This window comes from Bacteroidia bacterium, assembly GCA_033391075.1.
In the GTDB taxonomy this organism is placed as follows: Bacteria; Bacteroidota; Bacteroidia; order J057; family J057; genus JAWPMV01.
In genome coordinates, this window is record JAWPMV010000005.1 from 107,511 (window position 1) to 124,499 (window position 16,989).

Genomic DNA, 16,989 nt, shown 5'->3' on the forward strand with positions numbered 1-16,989 from the left:
TCGTGTAGCAGCTTTTTGTATCTTCCAGGCACGTTAGAAATGGATTTGTCCACCCTATCCTAAATGAAATGAAAAGACCTACTACTACACGGCTTTCCAAGGCTCCCTGGATTTTGCTTTTAAGCAGCTTTCTTTTGCTTGATATTTCTTGCGGGCCCTCACAAACAACAACTTCAGAAGCTGACCTTATTATTCACAACGCGAAAATCTATACCCTGTCCTGGGAGGATCCGGATGAAAATGGAACACCAGCAGCTGATGCTCCGTTCACGGATGGAAGATGGAATCCGGATGCGGAGGCAATTGTCATTAAGGGCGATAAACTCATCTACATCGGAAATAAGGAATCCGCTCTAGAATATAAAGGAGATAAGACACAAATCATCGATGCAGAAGGCAACATTCTTATCCCGGGCTTGATAGACTCACACACCCATCCATTTGGCTTTGGAGCAAATTTGGGGAAAGTAGATCTCACAAATTTGAAGGATAAGGAGTTGATTGTTCAGACCTTAAAGGAAGAATCAGATCCGAATATTAAAAAAGGAGATTGGATTCTGGGTTTTGGATATGACGAAGGCAATCTTTCGACAGAAGCCCTTCCCAATGCAGATCTGCTTTCCACTCATTTCCCTGATAATCCGGTCTATCTGCTCGGTGCTCATGGCTTTTCATCTGTTGCGAATCGGATGGCTATGGAATTGGTAGGAATAAATTCAGACAGTGAGGCTCCTGTTGGTGGTGAAATCGTGAAAGATGCACAAGGTAATCTCATGGGCATTTTTCTCAACAATGCCAGCGGAATGCTCGCTGATGCCTTACCGGCTAAAAGCCTCGAAGATTATAAAAAAATCGGACTGTATGGGCTGAACGTAATGGCAAAATCTGGATTTACTAGCATTCACGATGCAGGCATGGGCCGAACGAATTATGAAAGCTATCAAGCGCTCGAAGATGAAGGAAACTTGCCCATACGGGTATATGGAATGATACGAGCTACGGATACTTCCCTGGTTAATCAGCTTAAACAGCAGGGGCCGGATCAGGACATGGAAGAAATGTTTGTAGTTCGATCGCTTAAGGCATATTATGACGGTTCTTTAGGAATTCGAGGTGCCAGAATGATAGAGGATTATTCGGATAAAGCCGGTCACAAAGGTGTCAGCGGTGAGGCATATGGCTATGATGAAGCCCTGGTTGCTGAAATGATGAATCTGGGTTACCAAACAGGTATACATGCTATTGGGGATGCCGGGAATCGGGAAGTACTGAATTTCTACAATAGAGTCTATGAAAAACACCCGAATGCTCGAAAGAATCGAAATCGCATTGAACATGCGCAAGTGGTTCATCCCGATGATTTTGATCGCTTCAAAAGCCTGGATTTGATTGCTTCAATGGAACCTCCTCATATGGCCGAGGATTTAGATTGGGCAGAGGATCGAGTAGGACGTGAACGCATCAAAGGGGCTTATGCCTGGCGAACGATGCGGGAAAAAGGAGTACCCCTGACTTTTAATTCGGACCTTACGGGTTCAGACCACAGCATTTTTTATGGTTTGTATGCAGCCATTGCCCGAAAGAATCGCGACAAAAAACCTGATGGCGGCTGGTATATCGAACAAAAGATGTCTCCTGAAGAAGCATTACGTGCCTACACCATTTGGGCGGCATATGCTGGGTTTCAGGAAAAGGAAATCGGGAGCCTGGAAGTTGGAAAAATGGCGGATATCACCATGCTAAATATTGATGTACTCAATCTGGGTTTGACGGATCCGGATAAATTATGGGACGGAAAAATCCTGATGACAATGGTAGGAGGCAAAATAGTTTATGAAGGAATGTAAGGCGCTTGACCTTTGGGAATTGAGCTTGTCTTCATTTTGCCAGAAAATCAAACCAGATCAGATGTCTCTACAACACATAGAAATACTCAGAAGAAGCATAGGAATCACATTCTGCCTCCTTATCATTTTGTCATGCAGCCAGATGGAAAATGCGGACAAGGGAGTATCCAGGGAAGAGGTAAAAAATCAAGTTTTGGTCCTGGGCACTATTCATAGCGGCCATTTAAAAGATAGCGTTTATAATATCTCATACCTGGATAAATTGATTCGTGAGATCGATCCCGATTTTATCCTGGCCGAGATTCCTCCGGATCGTATGCAGGAGGCCATGGAAGGATTTTTGAGGGATGATAGCATTTCTGAGCCACGTGTCATGCGATTTCCGGAATATGTGGATGTCGTTTTTCCTCTACTCAAAGAAATGGATTTCGAAATTATCCCCACAGCCGGATGGACCCAACCTATGGCTCAGGAAAGAAGCCAAAAACTGAGAGCTATTAGTGAAAATCCAGATCGTTTGGATGATTGGAAAGCATATCGGGAAGCCAATAGGCAGTCAGATTCGGTTTATGAAGCTAGCGGAAAACGCAATGATCCCTATTTTATCCATACACATAGCTATGACAGCATTCAGGATATCGCTTTGCAAGTCTATAATCGCCTGTTTAATGTGGAATTGGGCTTAGGGGGATGGGACAATATCAACATCGCGCACTACTGGAATATTCATAAGGCGCTGGAGAAACACAAATATGCAGGAAAGCGATTCCTGATTATTTATGGAGCGGGCCATAAAGGTTGGTTTCTCAGGGAATTGAAACAAAGAGATGATATTCAACTGCTGGAGATGCGTCCCTTCCTGGATGCCATTTCTGAAATGAGTCCTTAAGAATAATGAGTCTGCTGATGTTATAGATATATGAAAGTTGAAGTCCTGGTAGATAAAGATGCATTAGCAGAAACAGCTTCAAACTTTCTGCTAGAAGAAATTAGGAAGCATGCAAAATTGCTATTGTGTGCTGCTACGGGAAATACTCCTATTGGAACCTATAAAAAGTTGAGCGAAAAGCTGAAAAGCGATCAGGCAGAAAAAATCCGATTATTAAAACTCGATGAATGGGGAGGCATTTTTATGGCTCATCCCGAAAGCTGCGAACAGTATTTACAAGAAAGTCTTATAAAACCCCTGAAAATATCGAAGGATCGCTACTTCTCTTTTGAGAGCGATCCAAATAATCCCGAGCTAGAGATCAAGCGCATGCAGAAAATCCTGGATAGAGAAGGCCCTATTGATCTCTGTGTATTGGGTTTAGGGGCGAATGGACACCTTGCTTTTAATGAGCCAGCAGATCAATTAATTCCCCATTGCCATATTGCTGATCTTTCTTCAGCAAGTATGCAACACAGCATGGCGCAGGCTATGGAAGAAAAACCCACATATGGATTAAGTTTAGGAATGGCTGATATACTTCAATCCAAAACTATTGTCATATTGATTAGTGGGAAGCATAAACGAGCCATAACAAAAGCCTTTCTCTCTCAAAAAATAAGTACCCAGCTGCCTGCCTCTTTCCTATGGCTGCATCCTCGAACCTACTGCTTTTTGGATCAGGAAGCTTTTGGATAAACATTCCATTCCACAACTTTAACGATCAATCTCATGGTAATTCAGGCAGGTATCGGAATAGATTTGGGGGGCACAAGCCTCAAATATGGTATCGTAGATATTGCTCGGAAGGTCCATTGGGAAAGTAAAAGGCCCAGTAAAGCCAAAACCTCGCGGAGAGAAATTGAAGAAAACATCCTGGAGTCTGCCAATGAAGCCCTCATACAGGCAGAATCCTTGGGAATCAATATTCAGGCAATTGGAATAGGGACTCCGGGAGTTGTAAATGGGGCGGGCTTAGTCCTGGGTGGTTCCCCTAACCTTGCAGGCTGGGATCAGGTTCCGCTGGCAAAGATTCTCCAAGAAGCCACGGGCCTTCCTGCTGTTGCAGCCAATGATGCAGATATGATGGCTATAGGAGAAACACATGCTGCAGGAGGAGAAGCTACTACGGCCATATTCATCACCCTCGGTACAGGAATCGGAGGAGCTATGATTATCAAGGGGGAACTCTTCACCGGACATTTTGGTCTGGGAGGAGAAATGGGCGTAATCCCGATGCTGATTGATGGGAAAGTGTATAGCTGGGAAGATGTGGCGAGTACAACTGCTTTGGTAAAGCGCTATCGGGAAACCAGACCTGAAAAAGAGGGGGAAATAGATGGCAAATACATCATTCAGAAGTATTGGGAGGGTGAAGAATTAGCTAAAGAGAGCCTGGAATACTTTAGTCAGTTAGTTGGAATGGGGATAGCTGCCTTCATCAACATCTTCAATCCGGAAATGATCATTATTGGAGGCGGGATCTCTGAAGCAGGAGACTTTCTCATAGAGAAGATCAAAACCCATAGTTTTAGATATGCCCTAAAGCCTTGCCAGCAAGGAGTCAAAATTTTGCGAGCAAGTTTAGGAAATCGAGCGGGATTCATGGGCGCGGGTATGTATGCCTTATCTCAATATCCAGCAAGCCCATAACTTGGCTTCAATCGACTGCCTCAGTTTTTAACACTTCCATCATTCAGCATAAAACCTACCTTATAAATATTCTGTATCTCTACTTTCGGATCTTTGCTTAGCAGCTTCCGAATCCGAGAAATATACACATCAAAACTCCGACCCAAAAAATAATCCTTCTTCCCATAAATATGCTCCAATGCATCTTGTCTTTTGAGGATGCGGTTTTTATGCAGAGCCAAAAGTCGAAGGATTTGATTCTCTTTTTCTGTAAGGCTAAAGCTTTGCCCTCCAAACATTAACTCCTGTCGGTTGAAATCATACTGAAATTGGCCGATTTGAAATTGAGTAGGCGCATCTTTGAAGGGATCGCTTTTATACTTCCGCAGTACTACATGGATTTTGCAAAGTAATTCATCTTCGTCGAAAGGTTTGGTTACATAATCTTCAGCACCCAAATCATAGCCTAGCAATTTGTCCTCTTTCATCGATTTGGCTGTGAGGAAAATGAAAGGGGTTTCCAGGCCTTTGCTCTTCATTGCACGAGCCATATTGAAGCCATCAAATTTGGGCATCATTACATCCAGTAAACAAAGATCAAAATGTTGCTTCTCCAATAATTCCAAACCCGCCAATCCATCCTTGCAGAGTTTGACCTGCATATTGGCGGATTCGAGGTAGTCCATGAGCAAGAATCCAAGATTTAGGTCGTCTTCGACTAAGAGTATTCTTTTCTGCATTTGATTGTTATTTGGAGCTTTTGCCACTTTTTTACGAAAAAAAGTGGCGCAAAAACCGGCAAGATTTTAAACCAGCCGCACTGTCCGCCCCGACCACCATATCTTGTGGGCCATCGCGCTTGAAGGAGGGACGGATGTTGGGTACTTATATTTAAAAACAACCCCAAAGCGCGTTGGAGATGGAACGAGAATTTAGGGGATGGAAATGCGGGTTGGCTGGTTCTTTCGTTCCGACTTCGTTTTTCCACTTTTTCTCTCAAAAAGAGGAAAAAGACCCTCAAAAAATGAAAAACAAACATCTATAAAGAAGGAATTAACAATTGAAACAAACTCCCCTTTTGCAACTCACTATCAACCTTCACAAAACCTTTATGCATCACCATAATGGTCTTGACGTAAGATAAACCTATCCCAAAACCCTTGGCTTCACGAACATTTCCGGTATTGACTCTTTGGAATTTTTCAAAAATATGATCCAGATCCTTTTGGCTGATCCCGATGCCATTGTCTTTAAACAAGAGTCGCACGTGTTTATCATCTTCGGAAAGGGAAATTTTAATTCGCGGAGGATCTTTGGAATATTTCAGGGCATTATCGATCAGGTTACGGCAGACGTTGCTGAGGTGGTAATAGTCCCCCATGATCTGTAGACTTTTCTCTGGCGTTTCCCATTCAATCTCTCCTCCTCTTTCCTCAGCTATCAAACTCATTTCATCTATCACCTCACTCAGCAAGCTCCCCAGATCAAGTACCTCTTTCTTTAAGCTATATTCTCCATTTTCAAGTCTGGCTAAAGAAAGTACCCGCTCAATCTGATAGGCCAATTTCGAATTCTCCGCTTGAATGATCTGGGCGTACTTATTGTCTTCTAGCTCAGTATGTTTACGTTTGAGCAGTTTAAGTGCCAGTGAAATATTGGTCAATGGGGTTTTGAGTTCGTGGGCCGTATTGTTGAAGAAGTCGATATTATTCTCTGTGATCCTCTTTTGTTTGACCAAAGACCATAACACCATAAAAGAAACGGATGCCAGTAATAGGAAGATGAGAATGGATGAAAGGATCATTGAACCCATTTTCGAATAGGTATAATCCTCTCTTGAAATAAATGAAATACCCAGCATCATGGGATCTTTACAGCTACTACTCATATTTATGGCCGAACAATAGGTCGGGGCAAAATTCCCCTCATTTGCCGCAAAAATGCCGACCCTGTATTTTTCATCTATCCCATAGCAGGCCATATAAGTACTCAATCTTTCCTCCAGCAACTCCTGATCTCCGAAGCTGATGTAGGGAATTTGGGTTGATAGATAATTGATATAGTTGGTCGTTCCACATTGCTTTTGAAGGGGAAACCCTGGTTCATCTTTCAGTCGGTAGAAATCGCTCAAGGCGCTACCCATAGCAAGATTCACTTTCTGGTCAAACTGCTCTTCAATCAGCTTTTTAGAGGTAGTGAGCCAATGGATTTGAAAGGCCATTAGGGCGAATAAAGCCAGGCAGACAATTCCGAAGAGATAAGGGACTTGTTTGAAATGAGATAATTTCTTCAAGGTTTTAGGCTTTTATGCTAAACAAAGAACCTAAATTTTCAGCTTCGAGGCTGGTCTTTAACAACTTTTTAACAAGCTGTTAGGAGCTATTAAACAAGTTCGTATCTACTTGATGGATAATTTTGGACTAGATTATTCGCTGCCTTATCAGCAGTACCGAAAACATTTAACAATAGAATTATGAAAAAGATGATCAGCCTATGCTGTGTTTTCCTCTTCCTTGGTTTCACTGCTTTTGCTCAGTCTGCCGAAGTTTCCAAAACCGCTGCCAAAACAGAGAAGACCAGCTGCAAACCTGTTCCACCTGAAGTATGTGCAGCCAAAATGGGAATCAGCCTGGAAGATTACCTAAAAAGAAACAAGCAGTGCAAAACTACTTCGACTGCATCAGCTGAGAATTCAGCTCTACCCATCATAAGAGTTGCCAATACTTCTACCAGCACTAAAGCAAATAAGAAAAGCTGCGGTTCAATAGAGGAATGCGCCAAAAAGATGGGCATGTCGGTCGAGGAGTGTAAAGCCAAATGTGGATCAAAAGTAGCTTTAGCGGATGAAAAGGTTTCTGCTGAAATCGCTGAATCCCGGCAATAGCTGTTTAAGGAGTTGATGTACTAATTATAAAGAAAGTCTGTGTCTAATCGGCATAGGCTTTTTCCTTTTCTGTTGTCAAATCCTGGATTTTTAATTGCAAAGAGCCGGACAGAAGCCAGGCTTCAAAATGACAAGGGTTTAAAAGCTTTCTTCACATATTTTTATCCCATCTTCCCCTCCCCTTTCATTTGCTCAATTTTGTCGTCCGAATATCCCATTTCCGTTAATAGATTCTGTTTATCTGCACCGATTTCCGGAGGATCATTTAAGATTTCGGCTTGTTATCTGAAATAACCGGACCTATCTGTGCCTCTTCCATTTTAGGGTAAGCCAATTTTACAGCTTTAGCCTTTTGGATCCAATTTATAAGCATTTCCAAACAAGCCTTGTATTGCTATTAGCTATTGCTTTCGCCTAAAGGAAAACTGCTTAGGAAATATTCAGGCAAAACTACGACTTCTGTGTAGTGTCCAATGAATGCTTTTAAGGTAGGTGCTTTGAAGTGCGAGGGCTTTGTAAAAGTTTGTAGCGAAATTTACAAAGCCCTCTAGATTATTTCCTGTTTCCCGAAGGATTTATTTAGCTTTCCTACTCATTGCTCTTTGCCAGTTGTTTTTTGACATTGGCCAGGTTTTCTCTAAAAAGCCCCAGATTACCATCTTCATTTTTCTCCGCCAGCTCCACTGCCTTTTGATAACTCTTGATGGAAGCTTCCAGTTTCCCATTCATTGCCAAAGCTTCTCCATAACTATCATAGACATTTGCTGATTTAGGATAGAGTTTGGTATTCGTTCTGAAGATCACCTCAGCCACTTTGGGCTTCTTTTCCCGCATCAGGTATTCATACCCAAGTCCATTGATTTCATTTTCTGTCAATAAGCCCAGCTTCTTCCCCATTTTTATCCTCTTTTCAATCTCATTCCCGGAAGATTTATCCGAGTGGGAGTTCAGGGCTTTGAATAATCCCTGCAAGGCAAGTTTATACTCTGCATTTTTTCTCGATCTAAATTCGTCAGCAGCTTCTTTAGCTAATTCATGAGCCTTCTCCAGGGTCTTTTCAGGACTTACTTTTACCTCCGGAATAACACCCACTCCTTCCCAATTGGTTTTGGTGATAGGATTGATGGCTCTTCCAGTAGGAATAAATACGCCCAGTTCTTTATTGATTCGAACCATTTGACCCGGATTAGCTCCACCTCCTGTAGTTTGTCCGATAAGGGTGGCTCTTTTCCGGCTTTGCATATTGTAGGAAAATTCTTCTGCTGCTGAAAAGGTGCGATTGCTGGTTAGAACAAATAAAGGCACCTCCGGCATTTTCTCACCATTTACCTTATCCAGGGTCCAGAAATCTGTAGTTCTGTCTCCTTGCCTCCAATAGAGACTGTTCAAATGAACCCTTTCGTCAAAAAAGAAGCTACAGAGGTATTGTACCATTTCCGGATCTCCACCTCCATTTTGCCGCAGGTCAATAATGATGGCATCTGAAGTTGAAAGTAATTTCATGTAGTTATCTGCAACAGGGGCTCCTCTTTGGACACTGGCAAAGCCCCTGAGGTCGAGATAGCCGACATTTCCTTCCATTTTTTCCGCTTTAAAAAATCCCGCTGTCATTGCCCGACTACGATTGATCATGTCAAGTCTTTCCTCTATCATCCGCTCAGGGCTGTTTTCTGGCGCTTTATAAGGTGGATTGGGACGAATCCGCATGTGTTTATCTTTATTGATGTATTGGACCGATTCGGTCAGGGCCTCAGCAAAAGAAGATACATCTTTGAATTCTTTGAAATGTCCCGCTTTCAATTGCTTTTGAAGGTGCGCTGAAGTCTTCTCCGCAACTTCAGGAAATACATAGCGTTCATTCATCAATTCCGAAAGACGCTCGATGGTTTCCTCCTTGAATTTCTCACTCAGCTCCCCGTCCTGAGCTCTGAGTACCGCTGAGAAAATCAGACTTAAAAGGAGGAATAGGCTAATTTTTAGTATATTATTCATTGCTTATCTTAATTTCTTGAGTTCAAATTAGGATATGCGGAAAAGAAAAAATTGTAAAAAAGTAAAGGCAGGTGGGGATTTCAAAATTAAGAACGAGGAAGGTAGAAGTGATTGAATTCCTTTCAAGCGAAGCTGCAAAAACCAACTTCTCAATTCTCCAATCCTTGTTCCTTGTTTTTCCTTTCTTCCTCTTCCCTATCGAGGATCATACTGGTTGCTAAACCTTTGCTGGATGGCAAAGCGTGAGATTTCGAGCAGTTCACTTTTTTGACCCAAAAACTCTCGCGGTGCACTTCCCAACATGGATTTAAATTCCTTGATAAAATGGGCTTGATCATAAAAGCCACACTCCAGACATAGGGAAGTCAGGTTTTCATCTGTACTTGTATTTTTAAGTTGGAGGAAATAATTCATCCGCCAGATTCGAGATACCTTTTTGGGACTAAGGCCCACTTTATTGATAAAGTGTTTATGCAGAGTAACCTTGCTCACCCCAAATTCTGTAAATAGGTCCTGAACTCTTAATACGCCTTTTCGATCAAGAATATAATTGAGTTGGGCTCGTAAATTCTGATCAATGCTTAAGGAGTCTTCTAGTAGACTTGCTAACAACACATTTGCCTCAGAACATTGAAAATCTGTCTCCCACTTCCTCAGGATATTTTTTATGGTTTGTTCCTGAGAGGCTTTTAGCTTAAAAAGTTGACTTAGGACTAGAAACTGATCGGTGAGTTTGTGTACTGGTATGTCTAAAATATTTGCAAAGGCAAAAGGCTTAAAGCGAATTCCAAAAACCCTGATTGATTTTTTTACCCGAAAGCTAAGAGGAGTATTTCTTTGACCGAGAAAGTGAACGCCGGCAGGAATGCATTTCCATAGCTTTTCATAAGCAGCCTTAATGAAAAGATCCTGATCCGTAAAAATGATATTGAAGGTACAATCCGGTAGCAAAAGATCATTCAGATGATTGAGCTCACCTGCCTTGATCTGCATTTCCCAATAAATCTCAACATGTCTTGAGAAATGATCGGGCACATGTATTTCTTTATAATGCATATATCCTTAGAAATGAACCTTTAGGGGCAAATTTCAGGGGATAACTGAAACCAGAAGTTAATTAGGTGCAATTTGAAACAATTAAGACTTGCACTTAAAACAAATCATACGCCTTTTCTGCATTGAGGGTTTATTTCATTCCCCTTTTTCTTTTTTAACTTGTAAGCAGAAACAGGCTTTAGAGAAATGGGAACGGATAGCACTTTCTTTTATACAAATATCAATAGCCAGCAGGCACCTATCCATGAGGTTTTGGGGAAAGAGGAATTGTTCCAACGGGTACCTGAAGATTGGCATGTGGTGATCACAGATGTAAAAAACAGTACTCAGGCGGTTTCTGATGGAAAACATTCGCTGGTCAATCTCATTGCTACGGGCAGCATCATTGCCTCATTGAATCTGGCCAGAAAGGCAGGAATTAAAATTCCTTTTTTCTTTGGAGGAGACGGCGCAACCCTGATTGTCCCCGAACAAATCCTTTCGCCCCTATTACAAGCACTTCAGGAACACAAAAAGAACTCCCTGGAAAATTTCCAGCTGTATTTACGGGTCGGTAGTATGCCCGTTTCTCAAGTCTATGAAGAAAAGCATCGTCTGCTGATCAGCAAGGCAAATATGAGCCCAATACTGCCTATTCCACTTGTATTGGGATCCGGCTTGAAATATGCAGAAGATCAAATCAAAAAGGATGATCCACTTGCTGAGAGGGATGATGATTTCAGAGATTCAATGCTGGATCTTGCGGGTATGGAATGTAGATGGAAAAAGATTACTCCTCCAGAGAACAAACAGGAAGTTCTAAGTTTGCTAGTTGAATCTCTTGATGAGGAAAATCAGGGGATCGTATTTCGAAAGGTTTTGCAGGAGGTGGAGAACATTTTTGGCAGTCAGGGGAAAAGAAATCCTATATCTGTTCAAAAACTTCGGCTGGATGCCAGTATGGATAAAATTCGTGCAGAGATGAAGGTGAAACTTGGAGAAAATAGTTTTGCCTACTTTTTGGAAAATTGGCTGAGAACCCTGATTGGCAATGTCTACTTTAGATTTGACAAGGGTGGAAAGATGTACCTGGACAATTTGGTGAAATTATCTGACACTCTGGTGATAGATGGTCGGATCAATACAGTTATCAGTGGTACGGTAGCGCAAAGAAATCTTCTCATCCAGAAATTGGATCAAATTGAGGGCTCAGGCGATATCCTGTATGGAATCCATAGTAGCCCGGAAAGCATTATGTCCTGTTATGTAACTGACCGGGATGATCAACACATCCATTTTGTGGATGGTTCTGGGGGAGGCTATACCCAGGCAGCAAAAATGCTCAAAAGAAAGATTAAGCAACACAATAAAGCTTAAATTTCTGTAGAAAGACCTTCTGTATGCCCATCCAGTCCAATGGCTTGACCACTGATAAATCGGCCATTGGGTGATGCAAGAAAGAGGCATAACTGAGCCACATCTTCGGCTTCCACGAAAGTTTTCATAGAAGTTTGTTTTACATACAATTCCCGAATTTCATCTATACTTTTCCCTTGCTTTTTTGCATCTGCAGCGATAACCCTATCTATCCTTTCTCCATTTACGCTACCCGGACATATGGCATTGACCCGTATACCTTCCTTTCCTAATTCCATAGCAAGGGTTTTTGTCATTCCTATTGTAGCCCATTTTGCTGATGCATAGGGAGATCTAAATGGGAATCCGAAAAAGGATGCAGAAGAGGCAAGATTAATGATAGAAGCTGAATCAGAACGCTTTAACATCGGAATTCCTTCCCTTAAGCAATAAAACATCCCATTTACATTAACCTGGATACATCTCTCCCATGCCTCAACGGGCAGATCTTCCAATCTGCCTGTAGGCCCAGCAATTCCTGCACAGTTTATCAGTACGTCGAGTGTATCAACTTCTTTTTTTACCGCCCCGAAAAAGGATTTGACTTCCTTATAATTCGCTACATCCGTCTTTTGAACAAAAACCTTGGGAAATTCACTTCGAAATTGTTTGATCGCCTTTTCCGAAACATCACAAATAAAAAGTTTGGCATTTGCAGAAAGGAAGCTTTCCACTATCTTTTTGCCTATCCCGGATGCAGCTGCTACAATGACAACATTCATGGCCTTTTCGATTCAAAATAATTGGGGCTTAAGCCAAGCTTAAAACTTAAGGCAAAATAAATGAGTGCATGCGTAAAAAGCCACTATCTACTATTAAAAGACAAGTTTTAGACCTTCCCTTCTAAAATTGATGCAGAAGTTTGGCTTGATGTCAAAAATCTGCATCAATTTCAGTGTTCTTAATTTTATTTTAATATAATTTTAATTTCTTTAGAGAAATTAGAAACCTTTCAAATCTAAATCAGTTAGCATAAAGGTAAATTTGACTTAAGCTCAGATGAAAATACTCTTAATAGAAGACGAGCCTGCAATCTCCGGTTTTATTAAAAAGGGATTAGAGGAGAATGGCTGTGCTGTAACACAAGCCTTTGATGGAGAAATGGGGTTACGCCTTGCTGAGAGATCGGAATACGATGTGATGATCATGGATTTGATCCTCCCCGGTATCAACGGTTTGGAGCTGACACAACAAATCCGAAAAGAATTAAAAATCAAGACACCGATTATCATGCTAACTGCCCTCAATGAAACCGATGACATTGTTCGGGGATTGAATGCAGGCGCTGACGATTATTTAGGTAAACCCTTTAAATTCCAGGAATTGCTGGCCAGGGTGCATGCCTTATCCCGTCGTCCGGTAGAGCTAAAGCAGGAATCTAACCATCTGCAAATCGCGGATCTGATTGTTGACCTCAACCGAAAGACCGTCAAAAGAGCCGGTCAGGAAATCAAGCTTACCGCCAAAGAATACTTTCTTCTCACCTACCTTATGCGAAATAAAAACCGGGTTGTAAGCCGCATGGATATCCTGGAAAATGTTTGGGACGTCCAATTTGACCTGGGTACAAATGTGGTTGACGTATACGTGAATTATTTGCGGAAGAAAGTAGATAAGCCTTTTGATGAAAAACTGATTCGAACGGTGACCGGTATGGGATACATGATAGATGCCCAGAGCGAAGACAAGGTTTATGAGAATACGTGATCGACTCACCTGGACACTTTCCATTACCGCCCTTATTGCAGTTACCTTACTGGGGTCCATCATTTACATCTTTACCGCAACCTTTCATGAACTGGAGTTTTTCAGTCGCTTGGAAGAGCGGGTTGCGATAACCGAGATTATGTTTTTGGAGAATGATGCCGAATTGGAGTCTACCGTTCGGGATCGATTCTTACAGACCCTGGATGAAGAAGAAGAATACGCCATTTCTTTTCAGCCCAGCGGAGTTGATTCGCTCGAGAAACTATTCCCACCAGGATTCGCCACAGAAATTCAGAATAAAAAAAGGGTACAATTCTGGCAGGGAGATCGTCAGGGCGTAGGTGTCCATTATTATTTGCCGCGAGGAGAATACGCAGTTGTGGTGACGGCTCTCGATAAATTCGGTTTGCGAAAATTAGACTTCCTCAGAAAAGTCCTTTTATTAGGCGGTTTTTGCCTGGTAGGGATACTCGTACTGATCGACAGATTGGCGCTCTCTCAAGCCCTGAAGCCTTTAGAAAACACCAGCCAAAAAGCCAGTAACATTACCGCAGATCGCCTGGACCTAAGGCTGCATGTCAAAAACCCTAATGACGAAATCGGGAAGGTGGCTCATGCATTCAACAAAATGCTGGATCGATTGCAAAATGCCTTTGAGGCGCAACGATTATTTGTTCGGAATGCCAGCCATGAAATCAAAAATCCGTTAACGGCCATCAGCGGAGAAGCTGAGGTTCTGCTTCAAAAGAAAAGAAGCCCGGAAGAATACGAGGAAGCCCTTCAAACCGTACTTAACGAAAGCACCCGGCTTCAGGTACTTATCAGTCAATTGCTGGATCTTGAGAAAACGGATGCTCTCTTCGATTTGCCAGATCCTGAAATTTTCCCCTTAGATCAGGTTTTATTAGAATCTATTGAACACTTTCAAAGTCCGCGTTTTAAGCTGGAATTTGATCCGGGAGATGAAGACAGCCTGGTCTACGGAAGTAAGTATCTTCTCCAAACCGCCCTGATCAACATTTTGGACAATGCCCTCAAATATTCAGATAAGAAAGCAGTAACCGTTGCTTTCTCAAATCAGGATGAAAAACTCACCATTATCGTCGCGGATGAAGGCCAGGGCATCCCTGAGGAAGATGTTGACAAGATTTTTCAGGCCTTTTTCCGTTCGACTAATGCTCGGATTAAACAAGGACATGGGATTGGTCTGGCTTTGGTCAAAAAGATCATTGATCTTCACAATGGAGAAATTCAATACAATTCGGTGGAAGGAAAGGGGACAGCTGTGGTCATCAATTTACCCCAATACCCCTAAATCCCGAAAAGACCCCTAAATTCAGCCAAGCACTTCTTTTTCAACAGATTAAAATAAGATTAGATTTTCAAAAAAAATTCCTAATCGAATTCTAATATCTCTTTTAATCCTGTCTAATAGTAATGAAGGATATTGCGAGCCTCTAAATACCTTCAAAAATACCTTCATGACAAAAAATCAGAGTAACTCTCAGATGGAACTGCCTGCAAAAGGCTTGTTTGCCAATCTGAAGTACGATCTGCCAGCCAGTATCGTCGTCTTTCTTGTGGCGACGCCCCTGTGTTTGGGAATTGCGCTTGCCTCGGGTGCGCCCCTATTTTCCGGAATCATTGCTGGTATAGTGGGTGGTATCGTAGTAGGCATGCTGAGTGGATCAGACATAGGAGTAAGTGGACCTGCAGCAGGTCTTGCAGTAATTGTATTGAACGCCATTACCTCTTTAGGTGCGTATGAAACTTTCTTGCTGGCAGTAGTTATAGCGGGAGTTATTCAAACAGCGCTTGGGTTTTTGCGAGCGGGGATTATCGGTTATTATTTTCCCTCTTCTGTTATTAAAGGAATGCTATCGGGAATTGGGATTATCATTATCCTCAAGCAGATTCCCCACGCATTTGGCTATGACAAAGTACCGGAAGGAAGCCTGGCTTTTGAACAGGCTGACTCCCAAAACACGATTTCTGAGCTAACAAACATGCTCAATTTTATTGAGCCTGGAGCCTTAATTATCACTGTAATCTCTTTGGCTATCTTAATTCTTTGGGATCGTCCCTTCATGAAAAGAATTAAGCTATTCCAATTAGTACAAGGGCCCCTTGTCGCGGTTGTTACAGGTATCGTACTGAATATTGTATTCACGGCAGCATTTCCGAATCTTGCCATCGATGCCAAACACCTCGTACAGATTCCTGTTGCAGAAGGTATTTCAGGATTCTTGGGGCTCTTTACTTTACCCGATTTCACTCAGATAGGGAATCCTGAAATCTACATCACTGCAATCACCATTGCCGTTGTGGCCAGTTTGGAAACCCTCCTCTGTGTAGAAGCTACAGATAAACTGGATCCTTATAAACGTATCACCCCTACCAACCGCGAGCTCAAAGCTCAGGGTGTGGGTAACTTCCTCTCAGGTATGGTAGGTGGTCTGCCAGTAACCCAGGTAATTGTTCGTAGTTCAGCGAATATTCAATCAGGAGGTCGTTCAAAAATGTCTGCTATTATCCATGGTTTCTTTCTGCTTTTCGCAGCCATGTTGATTCCTAGCATTCTAAACATGATCCCTCTTGCGACTTTGGCTGCTATCCTCTTTATCGTAGGATACAAGCTCGCCAAGCCGGTATTGTTTAAAACCATGTACAATCAGGGTTGGACACAGTTCATTCCATTCATGGTTACCATCATCGGTATCATCACCACAGACCTTCTGATTGGTATTGGATTGGGTATGGCAGTAGCTGTATTCTTTATCCTGAGAACCAACTTTAGAAATCCTTATTTCTTTACCCAGGAAAAACGCGAAGAGGATGATGCGATTGTCATCAGCCTGTCTGAAGATGTTACCTTCCTGAACCGTGCTAATATCATGCAGACCTTGGATGAAATACCTCAAAACACCCGTCTGGTTATTGACGCTAGTCGCTCTGTCAGCATTGACCATGATGTGAAAGAGATCATTATGGAATTTAAGGACAAAGCCAAGCTCAATAACATTGACCTAACGATCATAGGCATTGGAAATGGCAGTCAAAATAATGCGAGAAATGAGGTTCGCAAGGCAATCCGGGAGAAGCAGGCTCAAGTCAGTGATTAAGTCCGTCTCTATTAATTTAGAACTGTCTATACATGAAATAGCTACCTAGTTTCTCTATCCGGGAAAGTTTCCGATCTGCTGCTAGGTAAGCGAACAGAATAAAAAATAATTCGATTTGGGGAGACTCAATCCCCAATATCTGAATTTATCATTGCCGGCTCCTGCATTTTCTGCGGAGCCGGCAATTTTTGTCACGATTCATCTCTTTTTAATTAGTTCGGAAAGGGAATGAAAAGACAACATTGGTAACGAGCTGATTCCCATTCAAAAAAATAGGATTTAAACTCATCCCTTCTATACTACCGTTCACCCAGAGTATTCTACTGTTCCTCCGAAAAATTGAACATTTCAAGGCAAAAAAACATTAGCCAGCTTTTTTAAGATTACCTTTAGACCAAGGAAATATTAGGTACTTTTTTAATTTTT

14 protein-coding genes are annotated in these 16,989 nt (G+C 42.1%); 9 read left to right on the forward strand and 5 right to left on the reverse strand.

Annotation, left to right across the window (positions count from 1 at the left end):
• Window positions 1-68: 68 nt before the first annotated feature.
• The 4 genes from R8P61_36065 (at window position 69) to R8P61_36080 (ending at window position 4,428) form a co-directional block, all read left to right on the forward strand.
• Window positions 69-1,847, forward strand: a complete 1,779-nt coding sequence (locus R8P61_36065) for an amidohydrolase (protein MDW3652550.1) — start codon at window positions 69-71, stop codon at window positions 1,845-1,847.
• A 61-nt stretch (window positions 1,848-1,908) separates the two neighbouring features.
• A complete protein-coding gene (locus R8P61_36070) occupies window positions 1,909-2,736 on the forward strand; it encodes a hypothetical protein (protein MDW3652551.1) in 828 nt (275 codons plus the stop codon).
• Window positions 2,737-2,766: 30 nt separating this feature from the next.
• Entirely contained in the window at window positions 2,767-3,474 is a 708-nt protein-coding gene (locus tag R8P61_36075) for a galactosamine-6-phosphate isomerase (GenBank protein ID MDW3652552.1), read from the forward strand.
• 33 nt (window positions 3,475-3,507) lie between these two features.
• The gene (locus R8P61_36080) at window positions 3,508-4,428 is read left to right on the forward strand and encodes an ROK family protein (protein MDW3652553.1); all 921 of its coding nucleotides are present in this window, start codon (window positions 3,508-3,510) and stop codon (window positions 4,426-4,428) included.
• A 20-nt stretch (window positions 4,429-4,448) separates the two neighbouring features.
• On the opposite strand, the gene R8P61_36085 is transcribed toward R8P61_36080, so the two are convergent.
• Entirely contained in the window at window positions 4,449-5,147 is a 699-nt protein-coding gene (locus tag R8P61_36085; GenBank protein MDW3652554.1) for a response regulator transcription factor, read from the reverse strand.
• A 299-nt stretch (window positions 5,148-5,446) separates the two neighbouring features.
• Window positions 5,447-6,700 carry a HAMP domain-containing sensor histidine kinase gene (locus R8P61_36090; protein ID MDW3652555.1) on the reverse strand — a complete coding sequence of 418 codons (1,254 nt, stop codon included), beginning with the start codon at window positions 6,698-6,700 and terminating at the stop codon, window positions 5,447-5,449.
• Window positions 6,701-6,880: 180 nt separating this feature from the next.
• Between R8P61_36090 and R8P61_36095 the strand changes: the two genes are divergently transcribed.
• Window positions 6,881-7,291 carry a hypothetical protein gene (locus tag R8P61_36095; GenBank protein ID MDW3652556.1) on the forward strand — a complete coding sequence of 137 codons (411 nt, stop codon included), beginning with the start codon at window positions 6,881-6,883 and terminating at the stop codon, window positions 7,289-7,291.
• A gap of 588 nt (window positions 7,292-7,879) precedes the next feature.
• Here R8P61_36095 and R8P61_36100 read toward each other — a convergent pair.
• Both R8P61_36100 and R8P61_36105 read right to left on the reverse strand, forming a co-directional pair.
• A complete protein-coding gene (locus R8P61_36100) occupies window positions 7,880-9,283 on the reverse strand; it encodes a S41 family peptidase (protein ID MDW3652557.1) in 1,404 nt (467 codons plus the stop codon).
• A gap of 195 nt (window positions 9,284-9,478) precedes the next feature.
• Window positions 9,479-10,339 carry a helix-turn-helix domain-containing protein gene (locus R8P61_36105; GenBank protein MDW3652558.1) on the reverse strand — a complete coding sequence of 287 codons (861 nt, stop codon included), beginning with the start codon at window positions 10,337-10,339 and terminating at the stop codon, window positions 9,479-9,481.
• Window positions 10,340-10,525: 186 nt separating this feature from the next.
• On the opposite strand from R8P61_36105, the gene R8P61_36110 reads away from it, so the two are divergent.
• The gene (locus R8P61_36110; GenBank protein ID MDW3652559.1) at window positions 10,526-11,695 is read left to right on the forward strand and encodes a DUF3095 family protein; all 1,170 of its coding nucleotides are present in this window, start codon (window positions 10,526-10,528) and stop codon (window positions 11,693-11,695) included.
• Here the strand turns inward: R8P61_36110 and R8P61_36115 are convergent.
• The gene (locus R8P61_36115; GenBank protein MDW3652560.1) at window positions 11,692-12,456 is read right to left on the reverse strand and encodes an SDR family oxidoreductase; all 765 of its coding nucleotides are present in this window, start codon (window positions 12,454-12,456) and stop codon (window positions 11,692-11,694) included. The two genes, R8P61_36110 and R8P61_36115, sit on opposite strands and share 4 nt — an antisense overlap.
• Window positions 12,457-12,733: 277 nt before the next feature.
• On the opposite strand from R8P61_36115, the gene R8P61_36120 reads away from it, so the two are divergent.
• From R8P61_36120 to R8P61_36130, 3 genes are all read left to right on the forward strand, one after another.
• A complete protein-coding gene (locus R8P61_36120) occupies window positions 12,734-13,441 on the forward strand; it encodes a response regulator transcription factor (GenBank protein MDW3652561.1) in 708 nt (235 codons plus the stop codon).
• The gene (locus R8P61_36125) at window positions 13,428-14,756 is read left to right on the forward strand and encodes a HAMP domain-containing sensor histidine kinase (protein MDW3652562.1); all 1,329 of its coding nucleotides are present in this window, start codon (window positions 13,428-13,430) and stop codon (window positions 14,754-14,756) included. Before R8P61_36120 ends, R8P61_36125 begins: the two co-directional genes overlap by 14 nt.
• A 166-nt stretch (window positions 14,757-14,922) precedes the next feature.
• Complete coding sequence (locus R8P61_36130; GenBank protein ID MDW3652563.1) at window positions 14,923-16,563, forward strand: SulP family inorganic anion transporter; 1,641 nt, start codon at window positions 14,923-14,925, stop codon at window positions 16,561-16,563.
• The last annotated feature ends 426 nt before the right edge of the window (window positions 16,564-16,989 follow it).